Source organism: Rubrivivax soli (genome assembly GCF_049810355.1).
GTDB lineage: Bacteria > Pseudomonadota > Gammaproteobacteria > Burkholderiales > Burkholderiaceae_C > Rubrivivax.
Genome location: NZ_CP187368.1, coordinates 1,311,257 through 1,324,464, shown reverse-complemented (window position 1 = coordinate 1,324,464; position 13,208 = coordinate 1,311,257). Strand labels below are relative to the sequence as shown.

Here is a 13,208-nt window from a genome sequence, read left to right as displayed (position 1 = left end):
CCTCGGCTGGGCCGGTGGAGAGTCCTACAGGGGGGCGAAACCACAAGGAGCACCCAGTATGAACACCGAAACGGAAGAAGCCAACTCGGAGCGCCGGAGCTTTGAGATCGTCATTAACGGCGAACAGCACGTGGTGCCGCGTCGCCGCCTGACCTTCGAGGACGTCGTCCGGCTGGCCTTCGACGACGCCACCTTCAACGACGACATCGTCTACACGGTCACTTACAAGCGCGGTCCCGAGCAGAACCGGGAAGGCTCGCTGGTCGCCGGCGAGGCAGTGTTCGTAACCAACGGGATGATCTTCAATGCAAAGCGCACTGATAAGTCGTAGTCCTGACCTACTCAGGCTGCGCGACGAGGGCTACGAGCTCGAAATCCGCTCTGGGCACCTGCTGGTGCACAGGGTGCCCTACGTCAACGCCGCCGGCGCCATCGGCTACGGCGTGCTGGTGTCGGACCTGACACTGGCGGGCGACGCCACGGTGCGGCCGGGCAACCACGTGGCGTGGTTCGTCGGCGAGCACCCGTGCGACCGCGCCGGTCGCGCGATCACTGCGATCCGCCACGGCACGGCGAAGTTCGATCTGGCGCCGGACATCACGGCGCAGCACGCCTTCTCGAACAAGCCGCCGGCCGGGTACCCGGACTACCACGCCAAGATGACGCGCTACATCGAGATCATCAGCGCGCCGGCGCAGTCGCTGCAACCGGGCCTGACGGCGCGCACCCACCGCCCGATGGCGGCCGATGAGGCCGAGTCCGTGTTCCGCTACATCGACTCGGCCTCGAGCCGCGCCGGCATCATGGCCGTCACGGCCAAGTTGTCGGGGGCGCGCATCGCCATCATCGGTCTGGGCGGCACGGGCTCGTACCTGCTGGATCTCGTCGCCAAGACGCCAGTCCTGGAGATCCATCTCTACGACGGCGACCTCTTCCAGCAGCACAACGCGTTCCGGGCACCGTCTGCCGCCTCCCTGGAAGAACTGCACGCGAAGCCCACGAAGGTGGCCTACCTGGCGGCGCTCTACGGCAAGATGCGCCGCGGCATCGTGCCGCACGAGGTCTTCATCGACGAGACGAACATGGGCGAGCTCGTGGGGTACGACTTCGTGTTCCTGTGCATGGACAGCGGGTCGGCCAAGCGCCTGATCATCGAGACGTTGCAGGCCGCCGGGCGCTCGTTCATCGACACCGGCATCGGCGTCGAGCTGAAGCAGGCCAGGCTGCAGCTCTGGGGCATCTGCCGGGTGACTACCAGCACCCCGGACCAGCAGAACCACGTCGCGCAACGCGTGTCCTGCGCCGCGAACGACGACGACGACCTCTACGCCCGCAACATCCAGCTCGCCGAGCTGAACTCGCTGTGCGCCGTGATGGCCGTGATCAAGTGGAAGAAGCTCTGCGGCTTCTACATCGACGACGACCGGGAGCACGACTCGACCTACACGACGAACACCAACCTCCTGACGAGCGACGTGACGCCGTGAAGCGCCAGACCTACACCTTCCGGTTCGTCGAGTTCATGCCGAAGGTGCTCGACGAGGGCGCGCTCTACGTGTCGATGACCTACGCGACGGCGAGTCACCGATGCTTCTGCGGCTGCGGCATGAAGGTGGTGACACCGCTGTCGCCTACCGACTGGCGGCTCACCTTCGACGGCGACTCGCTGTCGCTTTACCCGTCGATTGGCAACTGGAGCTACCCGTGCCGGTCGCACTACATCCTGCGCGGCAACCGCGTCGTCTGGGCGGGACCGATGTCAGACACGGATGTTCGCGCGGTGCGGGATGCCGATGTTCGCGACAAGCGGCGCTACTACCACCAACGGCTCGATCCGCAGGCGGCTCCAGTGCCGTCCGCCGTACTACCGTCTGCACACGCCAGCGCGCGCCCGCCACGCTGGTGGCGGCGCATGCTGGACTGGTTCAGATGAGATGGTGCCCGAGCGTGGACCCAGCGCTAGCGCCTGCCTGACGAAGGATAGAACGTATCTGCCATGACAAGCAGTCGCTCGAGTCGACGTCATGCTGAGCGACCGCTCCGCACGGAAGCGGTCGCCTACTGGGCGGGCGGCGAGTAGCCGATTTCAGTCTGCTGCCTACGGGCGAGAGGCACAGTGGGAGTGGCGCCTACCGCTGTGGACGAACTGAAGCTCCGGCGCTCTGGTTCAGGTATCGCATCGCGTAGTCCAGGGTCACATCTCCCGCGACCTTGACAGACTGTGGCAACGTGCCACATACGCGGGATGCACAGGCCTCGGTGCCGGCGCCGTCCGTGACTAGGACGAATGTCGGAGTCCTTGTGATCCCATGGCGATCGAACGCTTCCGGATCGATCTGGATGTCAACGCGGCGGCTGCCGATCAGCGCCTGCATGCGAGTCACCGTCTCGCGGATCGATCCATTGATCAATCCCCGCAGCACGAGCGTCGCGCCCGCCCGCGCTGCCTGGTCGACCAAGCGCTGTAGCGTCGGCTCCGGCATCGCGAAGCTCACGAAGATCAACACCTTCGGCCCTGCCTTTCCCGGGGTCATCGACGCTGCCGGAGCTCCGTTCTGCACGTCGAAGCCCTTGGAGATGGCCTCCAGGTCGATGGGCATGCGGGTCACCGGCTGAGGCAGATTCTCGATGCGAGGTGCGCCAGGAATCGGTACCCGTGCCAGTTCAGCCTCGGTAGGCATCCGATGCTGCTGACGCGCGCGCTCGATGTCGGCGTCGGTGACAGCGGGTGGCGTCGCAGGGGCACCCAGCACGCTGCGGGCAAGAAGGAACACGGCGACTCCCGCGACCAGAGTCCGTCCGATAGACGATGCCCTGTCAGTAGCCCACACAGCAGTTCCTCTTCCTGAACAGCATGAACGCGAAGTCCTCTCCGCGCACCGGGTACTCCTTGCCGGCGCCCCAGACGATGGTGCTGCGGCCGAAGGGCTGGCAGCAGCGCCCGCCGTCCTTGGCGGTGTTGGCCACGGGATAGGTCAGCTGGGTCTTGTAGGCGGTCTTGTCCATGGCCGGCAGGAAGTAGGGCCCGCACAGGCCCGGGCGGCCATGCCAGCCCCAGGCCAGCAGTTCGCGGTGCATCTTGGCGGTCAGCCGCTGCGCGATGAGGGCCGCCGTTCGCACGCCGCCCATGTGGTACGGCACGTGGCCATCGAAGGGGTAGATGCCGCCCTGGCAGCCGGCGCACCAGAACATCTCGGCGATGCCGAAGCTCGCGGTCGCGGCCACGCAATCGGCCGCGCAGGCCGCCACCGCCACCGGGTTGGCGAACAGCACGGCCTCGGGGTTGAGGATGAGGGTGAGCTCGTCGTCGTTCCACAGCGGGTCCACCTCGGTCAGATAGGCCAGGTCGAACGAGCCCCGCTCGAGGCATGGAAAGTCGGTCACCACCTCCAGCCAGTACAGCACCGGATTCACGTAGAAGTGCGCCTGGTAGAAGCTGCCGCCGTCGCCATCACCTTCGGGGCGCGTGAACCGTGCCGCTGCCGGCGCCGGGATGCCGGGGTCGAGGTCGATGCCGCCCAGCGACGCCAGGCAGAACGGCTTGCGCACGGCCTCCACGTGCCGGGCCGGCTCCCAGAACCCGATCGACAGTCCGATGGTGGGGTTGACGCCGCAGCTGCAGACCGGGTTGGACGGATTGGGGATGTCCTCCTGCCCATCGAAATTGGCGATGGTGACGCTGCCGATGCTGATCGGCAGGATGCAGCTCCAGCAGATCTCGGTGATCGGGTTGGGGAAGCGGCCGGTGCAGGTCAGGCTGTCGGCGGCCTGCGCAGGCGCCACCCAGGGCAGGGCGGCGAGCAGCACCGCGCGGGCAAGCACGTGGCCGGCCCATCGGCGAAGCGCGGGCATCCTCAGTGCGGCAAGCAAGCGGATCAGGGCGGGCAGGGTGGTCATTGCGCGAGCACCTCGTCGACGCGCAGGCGCATGCCTTCCTGCGAGACCAGGGCGGGCACCTGCCTGATGCCGAAGCGGCGGGTCAGCGTCCCCTGCTGGTCGTAGTACACCGGCACACGCCAGGCCTTCATCAGGTCCAGATACGAGCCACCTGTCAGGATGGGCTTGACCTTGCCGTCGTAGCGCGCGATCAGCTCGCGGGCCCGAGCGACCTGTCGGCCGTCACGGGCATCGAAGAACAGCAGCCGCTTGGACAGCGACACCACCTCCAGCGGGTTCTTGCGCGTCCCGGCCGGGAACAGCAGCCGGCCCTGCGCATCGACGATGTTGCGGTCGAGCGTAAAGGTGGGATCGATGGTCCAGGACCGTGCAGTCTCGGTGCCTCGTACGCCCTCGACCGGGGCGGGCTGGCGCACGGCTGCCACACCGCGGTTGCGGGCCTCGTCAATCAGCCGCTGCAGCTCACCCGTGCGTTCCTTGTCGCGCAGGCGCTGCTGGATGAACTCCAGCAGGTGGGGCTCGGCAATGCCGTAGGTCGGGCCGATCGTCCCCAGGTCCACGGCATGGGTGGCCGTGCTCAGGATCATGGCGACGACCACCAGCAGCGACCGAATGACGCGCGCCGGCGCGCGCGCGCAGCCAGCCTGAGGCAGTGGCATCTCGAACTTCACCTGGCCGCCTTCCGGTTGCATGAGACCTGCTCGGCCAGCCGCGTCAGCCCTGGCCCGTCCTGGAGGTGGCTGGCCCGGATCATCGCCATCAGCAGCGGATCGCCGTCCCCTTCCGCCATCGCCTGTCGCAACTCGCGGCTCGAAAGACTCCGGCGGCACCGGCGGTCGTGGGCCTGGAGATAGGCCTGCGCCCCTTGGTGCGCCGCCGGGGAGATCTGCTGGAGCAGCGCAAGGTAGTCGGCCATCGGCACGTCGCCCGTGACAGCCGGCTCGGACGATGTCTGCGCCAGTGCCGGCAAGGCCACAGCAAACGCGGTCAGGGCGACACGGGAAGCCAGCGAGGCCAGGGAGGTCAGCTGGACCGGGTGAAGGCGCACCGGCCAAGGCAGCGTCAGGTCGGAATCCATGGCAGCCCCTCAGAACAGCGGCACCACGGTGCCCAGCACCTGCTCGGCCCGCACGAGCCCGCTGCTGCGGTAGCGCGAGTCGAACGAGTCCGGGCCGGTGCCCTGCACGTAGTAGTGGCCCGGCGGGATCACTGTCGGCGCGATCGGCTCCAGCGGGCGCCGGTCGAAGGCCTGGGCCTTGGCCGTGCCGACGACGACACCGTTGACCGACACCGTGCGGCCGGACACCGTCACCACGTCGCCCGGCAGGCCGCGCACGACCTTGAAGAACGGCTGACCGTCCAGTCCGGGGTACGCGGCTCGCGCCTCGCCCGCAAACGAGAAGATGACGAACTCGCCGCGCTGCAGCGGATGCTCGCCGTGCTGCAGCCAGGCCACCCGGTACGGCAGACTGCCCGTCCAGTTGAAGAGGACCGGCACCCGAGGCGTCGGGTCGATGAAAAGGCGTGTGTAGGCGAAGGCCCAGATCGCGAAGACGGGCAGGTAGAGATACCAGCGTCGCCGCATGTGCATCGCAAAGTCGATGGCCTGGGTGCGAAGGCTGCGTTTCATCGGGCCTCCTCGGGGTCGTTCCTGTGGGGTGTCTGGGGATGGCCCAGCTTCTGCTGCAGCAGTGCCGTCAGATCGACGGTCCGCGGTGTCCGGCCGGCCACGGCGCTCTTCAGAACCACGAGGCAGGCGCAGTCGCGCGGCAGTTCCTCCAGAGCGGCCGGCAGCCGCTGCGAGAAGTTCCGGGCCAGCGCGAACGCCTTCTCGCGGTCGGCGTCGTTGGTGGCGCGGGTCAGAAGCTGGGTGAACTCGGCCTCCTTCTGCCGGTACACCTCGCCGACATCGACGACGCCCACCCGCTGGGCCGGGCGCACCACCACGCGGTCGTAGGCGGCCAGCGTGCCCAGCACGATCAGCAGCGCGAAGGCCGCGTGCAGGAGGATGGGCACCATGCCCACAGGCCCGGCAACGGGTTGGCGAGGACTGGCGCTGGCGTCGACGTCCATCGGAGCCTCGCCAAAGTCACACCGAGTGCCCGCGCCGCCGCAGCAGCTCGGTGATCGCGTCGTCGATGCTCAGGCCCTGCGCACGCAGCTCGTCGATCGGCGCGTTGTCCTCCAGCTTGTTGGAGAACAGCAGGTGGGTCGCCGGGTCGAGGATGTTGCGCGCCACGCCTTCGCCCACCGGCGATGAGATGTAGACCTCCGAGAAGACGCCCGGCTCCGTGCGCAGCGAGTTGAGCAGCCGCTTCTTGGGCTCGTCCATCGACAGCCGCCCCTTGCGGTCGAGCATCTCGATGGACTCGGGCTTCTGTCGCAGCAGGAACACCCAGTCCGAGCAGTTGAAGGCGGCCTCCATCTGGGCCGAGCCGTAGTAGTCGTCGGCGCTCTGCGTGGCCGTGCCGAGCGATCCGCCGTACTTGCGGGCGCGACGCGCGGCCTCCTCGACCACGGCCGCCTTCACGGGGTCGTCGGCGCCGATGTCGCCCAGCTGCTGCTTGAGCTCGTCGATGAAGAGCACCTTGCGCCGGTTGCGCGTCAGGTACATCTCGCCGGTGATCTGGTGCAGCAGCAGGATGTTGACGACCGCATGCAGATCGGGCCGGCGCTTCAGCTCCTCGTTCTCGATGACGACGAAGTCGTTGCCGAAGTCGATGTTGTTGCGCCCCTCGAAGAAGCGCTCGTACTGGCCGCCGCGCGCGTAGGGGTTCAGCATCACGGCCAGGTCGCGGATGCGCGGGTCCTCGCGCACGCCCAGCTCCTCGATGGTGCCGGCCTTGAAGGCGTCGCGCAGCGCGGTCACCGTGAGCGCGTTGCCGTGCTCGCGGAACAGCTTGATGACCATCGCCGAGATGGCCTTGTACTGGACCTCGTCCAGCGGCCGGGACATCGAGGCCATCTTGGAGATGGCCGGCACCAGCATGTCGATGTCCTCGTTGATGTCGACGATGTGCGTGAAGGGGTTGAGGCAGATGTCGACGTCGGGCCGGAACTCGATGTACGTGCCCTTGGCCTTGCGGCACAGCTTCTCGAAGGACCGGCCGAGGTCGAGCATCCACACCTTGGCGTCGATGGCCCGGTAGGACCACGCCATCTCGTTCATCAGCACCGACTTGCCGGACCCGGGCGCGCCGATGATCGCGAAGTTGTAGTTGCCCAGGTCGTTGTCGAAGATGTCCAGCGTCATCAGCTGGCCGCGCCGGCCACCGAAGACCAGGGCAGGCGTGCGCGTGCCGCGCCACTCGGCGATCAGCGGCGCCAGGTGGATGGCATTGGCCATCGTCTTGCGCGAGACGCGGCGCATCTTGGCCAGGTCCTTGTGGAAGGCCTCCGACAGCGTCATCGGCAGGCTGGCCAGCAGCGCCTGCCGGTGCATGTAGACATCGGCGTTGAGCTGGAAGCCCCGTCCGCGCCAGATCGCGTTGGCGGTCTCCTGGGCGGACACGGCTCTCTCGGGCGGCGAGAAGATCGCCAGCTGGTGGTACAGGCTCACCAGGCTGCTGCCCACGTCGATGGCGTTGGCCGCTGCGGTCCAGTCCTGCAGCTTCTTGCCCACGTCAGGCATCACCTCGGCCATCTTGCTGCGGGCGTTCTGGGTCGCGCGCACGTGGTTGGCCGTGACCACGGACTTCATGACGTTGGGGTCGAGCACGTGCACGCCCATGGTCAGCAGGAAGGGCGCGCTGTACTGCAGCGCCGGCTGCATCAGGTCGCCGATCAGCGAGCCCATCTGCCACAGCGCAAAACGCTCGGGGAAGGACTTGATTGAGTAGAAGCGTGCTTCCAGCGATCCCTCGTGACCTTCTTTCCAGAGGGTCAGGCCGGCAGGATGCGGGTCCTGGATGGTGTCGAAATCGACGATCTGGTCGCGGATCTCGCGGCCGTCGTCGTAGTGGAGGTTGGGGGCGTCTGTCTGGGAGACCCGGTCCGGGTTGGTGAAGAGCGCACACCAGTTGATCAGGTCCGCGGCGTCGCAGACACGGCTGGGCAGCGACGCCGAGCGCAGCGTGGACGCCATGGACTCGCGCAGCGCGACCAGTTCGTCGCGCCGGGTCAGGTCGCCGGCCTGTTCCACGCCGCCGGGCACCGACACGCTCATCATCAGCCGGAAGTCGCGGATCGTGTAGTGGAAGCCGGTGGTCAGCGACTGCTGCGCGCCGTGCAGCAGGTGCCCCACACGCTGCCGCGCAAGGCGGTGGAACAGGTTGTCGTTGCGCGCCGGGCGACCCCAGTGCTTGGCCTTGTCGGCCTGATCGGCATCCTCGACGCGCAGGTTGGCGTAGCGGCGCAGCTGCTCGCGGACGTGCGGCGATGCAAACAGATGGAACTGGATCCCGGTGGCTGGCGGGCAGGTCGAGTACAGCGAGATCAGCACCTCGGCCATGCGGTCGTCGGCACCCGACTGCGGCATCAGCTCGAGCATGAAGCCCAGGCTGTCGCGGTTGACGAAGAGCTTCTCGTCGGCGAGGTAGGCCGAGTAGGGCAGCCAGGACGCGAACTGCTCGGCCGGCGTGTCGGGAGGCGAGCCCAGGCCCAGCCAGCCCAGGCTGCCGTGGCCGGGGCGGCTTGCGCTGGGAAAGGCGGCGGATCGGGTCGAAGCGGTCTGGGCGAACGGAGTGGGCATGGCGTGTGCCTCGCAGGGATGGCCGGAAGAGATGTCAGGTCAGTCGTCGGGTTCGTTGCCACGCGGATCGACGGGCATCTGCGGCCGGCCCGCAGGAGGTGTCAGGCCGGGCAGGGACAGCGAACCACTCGGTTGATCTGTCCGACCGGACTGGTTCGATGTCCTGGGGTCGCGCGACTCGGTGGCGCCGCCTGCAGGACGTGCGGATGCGGGCGGCGGAGGCCGCAGCGGTGCATAGGCATCGCGGATCTGCCGTTGCGCGTGCTCGACGAGCCACTGGCCATCGTCGACCCGGACGTACACGTAGCCCTGGTCGTGCAGGTCGCGATCGGCGTCTTCCCAAGGCTTGAACCAGAGCCGCAGGATGCGGGCCGACGACCGGAGCGGCATGGCCGTGGGCGAGGGCGGCGCCGTTCGTGAGACGGCGATGCGGGAGGCTGCCGCGCCTGCAGCGCCCGCTACGGCTGCGCCGGTGATGCCCTCCGTCGCGCGCGGAGCTTGCGGCGTGCCTGGGCTGGCACCGGCCGTTCGCCGCTGACTTGGCAGGTTGTTCTGCACAGCATTGGCGTAGGTGCCGGAGACGGAGTCGCAGGTCACGCCGTCCGGGGCCTTGCAGGCATAGCTGGAGCTGCCGCTGAGACCGCTCATGCTCATGCAGCCGCTCAGCATCCAGGCCAGCAGCACCGACGCCGCGGCCAGTCCGGTGGCTGGGGCAGCACGCGATGTCGGAGCTGCGGGGAACACGACGGCGGGCTTCTTCATGGCTTGCCCCCCGCCACCTTCGACACCTGCTGGAGGCGGGCGAGCAGCACGGTCCGGTCGACGTAGCCGTCGGTTCGTGTTCCATCCGCCCAGACCAGGGTGGGCGTGCCCTGGACGGCGAGGCGTTGCGCGAGCGCGAGGTTGCGGTCGAGCGGGTTGTCGCACTCCGGGGCACGCGGGGCTGCCGGGTCGCCCGCCGGCCTGAGCAGCGAGGTGTCGCCCTGCAGCATGAACTGGTGCCAGGCCTTCTCGCGGTCCACCGCGCACCAGATCGAGACCGGGCGCGCGCGGCCCTGGAAGGGCACGAGGAAGGTGTAGATCGTCACGTCGTCCAGGCCCGCGAGCTCGTGCTCGAGCCGGCGGCAGAACGAGCACCCCGGGTCGCTGAAGACGGCGATGCGACGGTGCTCGTTGCCGCCGCTGCCTCGCACGGTCTTGATCGCGTCCGCCAGCGGCAGCTGGTCGAACGCAATGGGCGCGTCGGTAGCCGGCATCCTGTCGGCCTGCGCCGAGGGATCGCCCGCGCCGGGCGCCTGGCCGGCCTGCGCAGCGATGGTGGACGCGCGAGCCAGTCTCGGGCCGGTGAGGTCCTGCATGGTCTGGGTGTCGAAGACCCGGCCGAAGATGAAGTAGCGCGGATTCCGCGGCGACACGTAGGCCACGTTGCTGTTCATCCAGACCTCGTAGAGGCCGGCCACGGGCGAGCGCTGCACCTGCGTGAACTGCGTGCCGGGGTGCGCCCTGCGCAGAGCGGCCAGCAGCCGCGCCTCATCTGCGGCAGCGGCGCCGGCGTGGCCTGCGGCAAGGGCCGCCAGACCGGCCATGAACCAGGCCGCGGGCCGGAGATGCCGGCCGGGAGCACGCAGGGCGGGGGAGGTAAAGGCGAAGCTTGGCGAGGGCTTGTCAGTCGTTGGCATCGTCGGGGGCCTGCGGGTTGCTCGGTCGGACTGCAAGGGGCGCGGCGGCAGCGGCGCTCATCGGCACGTCGATGCGGACGCCCTTGGTGATGACGACATCGATCTCGCGGCCGGCGTCGACCTCGATCACGGGGAAGGTGTTCTCGGCCAGCTTGATGTAGTACTGGGCGAGCCGGTCGAGGGCGCGGCCGACGCCGGTGCCGAGCCCGGCCCGGTAGGCGTCGGCACCCGAGGCGCTGGTGATCGTCCCCAGCGGCGAGGTGCTGACGTTGGTGGATGAGGTGGCGAGGCCCTGGCCGATGCCGCTGACCACGCCGGCCAGCAGGGCGTTGGCCAGCATCTGGCCCTGCTTGGTGACCAGCCGGCCGCGCATGCCGACCTTGCCGTCCTCGCCGTAGACGCTGCCCTGGATCTTCACTTCCAGGGTCGCGCCGTCGGCGCGGACACACGAGAGGTTCTCGGTGCGGAGGTAGGCCCGTTCGGAGCTGATGTCGCCGTAGCCAGCCGCGATGACGAAGCACTCGCGGTACTCGCCACGGAAGCGGTTGGGCAGCACCGCGTTGTCCGACAGGCGGATCAGCACCGGGTGGGGGTTGGACTGCGCCTGCCCGCCGGTGGGTGCATCCAGCCCGCCGAGCAGCGTGCCGCGCGTGAAGCTCACCGGCAGCCAGGTCGACACCGTCCGAGGCTCGGCCGCCGGTGTGCCGGCACGCTCCGAAGCGCTGCCGCTCGAGCCGGCGACGCCTTGCATGCTGCGATCGACCAGCGTGACGCGGCTGATCGCAGGTGCCACCGGTGCCGCCGGTGCGGGGTCGGCCGTCGGCAGCCCCGGCATGCCCGCCGGCAATTGTCGGCCGGCCGTGCCCGGGCCGTAGGTCGAGGGGAGCGGCAGGCTGGCCGCCGGCGGCAGCCCGGTCGGCGTCGTGCCGGCCGAGACCGACGGCAAGGCGGGTGGGAGTGGTGCAGGCACGGGCGGAACCGGGGCTGAAGCGGGCGCCGGAGCGGCGGCGCCCTGGGCCGCCTGCGTCGCCGAGGTCAGGCGCTGTTCCAGTTCCGCGAATCGCTGCATCGTGCGGGCCTCGAAGGCCTGGCGGTCGCGGTTGAGCCGGGTCTGCTCCTCGCGCTCGCTCTCGTACTGGGCTAGCTTGCTGCCTGCGGTGCCGACCCACTGGTCCACCGGGTTGACCTGCTGGCCGGGCGGCATGACGCCGATGTTGGTGACCGGCCCCGGCGCGCCAGCGGCGGGCTTGCGCGCACCGGAAGACGAGCCGGTGTCCGTGGACGCGAAGATCAGCCACAGCAGGCCCACGCCGGCGGCCACGATCACGCCCAGCAGCGCGAACTGGCGCTGGCGCGGCGTCATCCGCTCCGCCAGTTGCGCGCCGAGGCGGGTGGCCGACTGGCGAAGGGCGGCTGCGGAGGGAGGCAGGGGCGACACCATCACTGGCCTCCGCGGCGGATGACGAAGACGTTGGTGGTCTCGCCCGGGCGCAGGTTGTGGTGCTCGACAGCCACGGCCAGCACCTGCCCACCCAAGGGGCTGTCGGGTCGGTCGAACTCCTGCTCCGCCAGCACCATCACGGCCTGGCTCACGTTCTGCAGCAGGTACTTCTCACCCACCAGACCCCGGCCCTCGTAGCGCCGCATCAGCGAGAACCTGGCTTCCGCCCAGAGCTGGATGGGCTGGTTGAGCTCGTCCACACGGATGTAGGGCGGCACGCGGTCGGACGCCATCGCCAGGAGCAGCGTCTTCATCCCCCGGATGTGGTTGGGGGCGGTGCTCAGCGGTGTCTGCGAGCCCGCGGCGCCGGTCGGGGACTGCATCGCCTGCAGTGCCCGTTGGCCGGGGTCGCGGATGACGATGGTGTCGGCCGGGGTGTCTGCCTTGCGCAGCACCAGCGTGTAGGTGGCGTGCGCCGACGAGATGAACAGGTTGACCGGCTTGGGCGAGTCGCCGACCGGGCGGATGTAGATCTCGCCCTTGTCGCGGTCGCACTCGAGGACGATTTCCCCCGCCGGGTTCACGGCCGGCAGGGCGGCAGCGGGCGGTGCCCCGTTGCTGGTGGAGGACGGCGCGGCGGGGCCGCAGTTGCTGGAATGGATGTTGCCGAACACGTCCGTGATCGCGGCGCCGTCGATGCGGATGCGCGTGGGCTCCTTGATCGACAGCACGGCCTCGACGGCCACGCCGTCGCGGGCGTCCAGCACCTGCAGCGCGGTTGCCGGCGCTGCGGCTGCGAGGAGGCATGTCACGGCCGCCCATGCGGCGACCGAGCGGAACCAGCGGGGTGTCAGGCAACCGCGCGCCGTGAACACCACCGCTGCCGGGGCAGCGTGGCGACGGCGCTGCGGCCGGGAGTCACGGCGCGGCATGGGTCACCTCCTTGAAGGTCTTCAGGTGCATCCGGCCGCCGCTGTACGCGAAGCCCACCTCGTAGGCCTTGGCGTCGTTGGCCGTTTCCAGGCCGTTGACCAGCGTGCGCAGCCGGCCGCGGACAACGACGGTCTGTGTGTCCTCGCTGGGCACCAGCTGCTGCGGCATGAAGAAGGTGCTGGCGTTGATGCGCTTCAGCCGCGCCGCCTCCAGCTCCTGCCGGGTCTTGAGCTCGCCATGCTGGTCAGGCTCGACATAGCCGAGCAGGATGTCCTTCTTCCAGTCGATGGAGGCCGGCGTCACGTCCAGCACCAGCCAGGCGATGAAGGCGCCCATCTGCTCGAGGTACTCGCCGCTGGCCTTGTCGCGCGAGACCCAGAAGGACTTGTTGATCGACGGCGGCACGACGACGGTGCGCACCGTTCCCAGCAGGTTGAGGATCACCACCAGGGCCAGCACATGCGCGGCGGCCAGCAGGCCCACGGTGAGCGCCAGGCCACGGTTGCGGCGGCGCATCTCCTTGATGTCCCCGTTCAGGCGTTCGAAGTCCATGGTGGCGGCCTTGGGG

The 13,208-nt window shown here is 69.0% G+C and carries 15 protein-coding genes; 3 read left to right on the top strand and 12 right to left on the bottom strand.

Annotation, left to right across the window (positions count from 1 at the left end; genetic code table 11):
• Nucleotides 1-58 precede the first annotated feature (58 nt).
• The 3 genes from ACPOLB_RS05940 to ACPOLB_RS05930 are packed head-to-tail and all read left to right on the top strand — an operon-like array spanning nt 59 to nt 1,933.
• On the top strand, nt 59-331 hold the full coding sequence (locus ACPOLB_RS05940) for a multiubiquitin domain-containing protein (protein WP_210856001.1): 273 nt from the start codon (nt 59-61) through the stop codon (nt 329-331).
• Nucleotides 306-1,487, top strand: a complete 1,182-nt coding sequence (locus ACPOLB_RS05935; protein WP_425260392.1) for a ThiF family adenylyltransferase — start codon at nt 306-308, stop codon at nt 1,485-1,487. Before ACPOLB_RS05940 ends, ACPOLB_RS05935 begins: the two co-directional genes overlap by 26 nt.
• Nucleotides 1,484-1,933, top strand: a complete 450-nt coding sequence (locus ACPOLB_RS05930; RefSeq protein ID WP_210856005.1) for a DUF6527 family protein — start codon at nt 1,484-1,486, stop codon at nt 1,931-1,933. Before ACPOLB_RS05935 ends, ACPOLB_RS05930 begins: the two co-directional genes overlap by 4 nt.
• Nucleotides 1,934-2,129: 196 nt before the next feature.
• Here ACPOLB_RS05930 and trbC read toward each other — a convergent pair whose 3' ends face one another.
• The 12 genes from trbC to traE form a co-directional block, all read right to left on the bottom strand.
• Entirely contained in the window at nt 2,130-2,774 is a 645-nt protein-coding gene (gene trbC, locus ACPOLB_RS05925; RefSeq protein WP_425260391.1) for a type-F conjugative transfer system pilin assembly protein TrbC, read from the bottom strand.
• Nucleotides 2,775-2,817: 43 nt separating this feature from the next.
• Nucleotides 2,818-3,852, bottom strand: coding sequence for a TraU family protein (locus ACPOLB_RS05920; RefSeq protein WP_425261878.1), 1,035 nt, complete (start codon nt 3,850-3,852; stop codon nt 2,818-2,820).
• Nucleotides 3,853-3,893: 41 nt separating this feature from the next.
• Complete coding sequence (traW, locus tag ACPOLB_RS05915; protein WP_425260389.1) at nt 3,894-4,589, bottom strand: type-F conjugative transfer system protein TraW; 696 nt, start codon at nt 4,587-4,589, stop codon at nt 3,894-3,896.
• Nucleotides 4,565-4,975, bottom strand: a complete 411-nt coding sequence (locus tag ACPOLB_RS05910; protein ID WP_425260388.1) for a hypothetical protein — start codon at nt 4,973-4,975, stop codon at nt 4,565-4,567. Before ACPOLB_RS05910 ends, traW begins: the two co-directional genes overlap by 25 nt.
• A 9-nt stretch (nt 4,976-4,984) precedes the next feature.
• Nucleotides 4,985-5,527: a conjugative transfer signal peptidase TraF gene (traF, locus tag ACPOLB_RS05905; protein ID WP_176066363.1), complete on the bottom strand. Its 543-nt coding sequence runs from the start codon at nt 5,525-5,527 to the stop codon at nt 4,985-4,987.
• The gene (locus ACPOLB_RS05900; protein WP_425260387.1) at nt 5,524-5,970 is read right to left on the bottom strand and encodes a hypothetical protein; all 447 of its coding nucleotides are present in this window, start codon (nt 5,968-5,970) and stop codon (nt 5,524-5,526) included. The genes traF and ACPOLB_RS05900 overlap by 4 nt, the downstream gene beginning before the upstream one ends.
• Before the next feature lie 16 nt (nt 5,971-5,986).
• Complete coding sequence (traC, locus tag ACPOLB_RS05895) at nt 5,987-8,587, bottom strand: type IV secretion system protein TraC (RefSeq protein ID WP_425260386.1); 2,601 nt, start codon at nt 8,585-8,587, stop codon at nt 5,987-5,989.
• A gap of 39 nt (nt 8,588-8,626) precedes the next feature.
• The gene (gene traV / locus ACPOLB_RS05890) at nt 8,627-9,349 is read right to left on the bottom strand and encodes a type IV conjugative transfer system lipoprotein TraV (protein ID WP_425260385.1); all 723 of its coding nucleotides are present in this window, start codon (nt 9,347-9,349) and stop codon (nt 8,627-8,629) included.
• The gene (locus tag ACPOLB_RS05885) at nt 9,346-10,302 is read right to left on the bottom strand and encodes a DsbC family protein (RefSeq protein WP_425260384.1); all 957 of its coding nucleotides are present in this window, start codon (nt 10,300-10,302) and stop codon (nt 9,346-9,348) included. Before ACPOLB_RS05885 ends, traV begins: the two co-directional genes overlap by 4 nt.
• A complete protein-coding gene (locus ACPOLB_RS05880) occupies nt 10,253-11,629 on the bottom strand; it encodes a TrbI/VirB10 family protein (RefSeq protein ID WP_425260383.1) in 1,377 nt (458 codons plus the stop codon). Before ACPOLB_RS05880 ends, ACPOLB_RS05885 begins: the two co-directional genes overlap by 50 nt.
• A 77-nt stretch (nt 11,630-11,706) precedes the next feature.
• Nucleotides 11,707-12,519, bottom strand: coding sequence for a type-F conjugative transfer system secretin TraK (locus tag ACPOLB_RS05875; protein WP_425260382.1), 813 nt, complete (start codon nt 12,517-12,519; stop codon nt 11,707-11,709).
• A gap of 106 nt (nt 12,520-12,625) precedes the next feature.
• Nucleotides 12,626-13,192: a type IV conjugative transfer system protein TraE gene (gene traE / locus ACPOLB_RS05870; protein ID WP_054022762.1), complete on the bottom strand. Its 567-nt coding sequence runs from the start codon at nt 13,190-13,192 to the stop codon at nt 12,626-12,628.
• Nucleotides 13,193-13,208: the final 16 nt, after the last annotated feature.

Bases quoted from the DNA above. Each gene is read 5' to 3' on its own strand.
- ACPOLB_RS05940 (WP_210856001.1), top strand. From the start codon at position 59: ATGAACACCGAAACGGAAGAAGCCAACTCGGAGCGCCGGAGCTTTGAG.
- ACPOLB_RS05900 (WP_425260387.1), bottom strand. From the start codon at position 5,970: ATGGACGTCGACGCCAGCGCCAGTCCTCGCCAACCCGTTGCCGGGCCT.
- traC (WP_425260386.1), bottom strand. From the start codon at position 8,587: ATGCCCACTCCGTTCGCCCAGACCGCTTCGACCCGATCCGCCGCCTTT.
- ACPOLB_RS05935 (WP_425260392.1), top strand. From the start codon at position 306: ATGCAAAGCGCACTGATAAGTCGTAGTCCTGACCTACTCAGGCTGCGC.
- traW (WP_425260389.1), bottom strand. From the start codon at position 4,589: ATGCAACCGGAAGGCGGCCAGGTGAAGTTCGAGATGCCACTGCCTCAG.
- traF (WP_176066363.1), bottom strand. From the start codon at position 5,527: ATGAAACGCAGCCTTCGCACCCAGGCCATCGACTTTGCGATGCACATG.
- ACPOLB_RS05880 (WP_425260383.1), bottom strand. From the start codon at position 11,629: ATGACGCCGCGCCAGCGCCAGTTCGCGCTGCTGGGCGTGATCGTGGCC.
- ACPOLB_RS05920 (WP_425261878.1), bottom strand. From the start codon at position 3,852: ATGCCCGCGCTTCGCCGATGGGCCGGCCACGTGCTTGCCCGCGCGGTG.
- traV (WP_425260385.1), bottom strand. From the start codon at position 9,349: ATGAAGAAGCCCGCCGTCGTGTTCCCCGCAGCTCCGACATCGCGTGCT.
- ACPOLB_RS05910 (WP_425260388.1), bottom strand. From the start codon at position 4,975: ATGGATTCCGACCTGACGCTGCCTTGGCCGGTGCGCCTTCACCCGGTC.
- traE (WP_054022762.1), bottom strand. From the start codon at position 13,192: ATGGACTTCGAACGCCTGAACGGGGACATCAAGGAGATGCGCCGCCGC.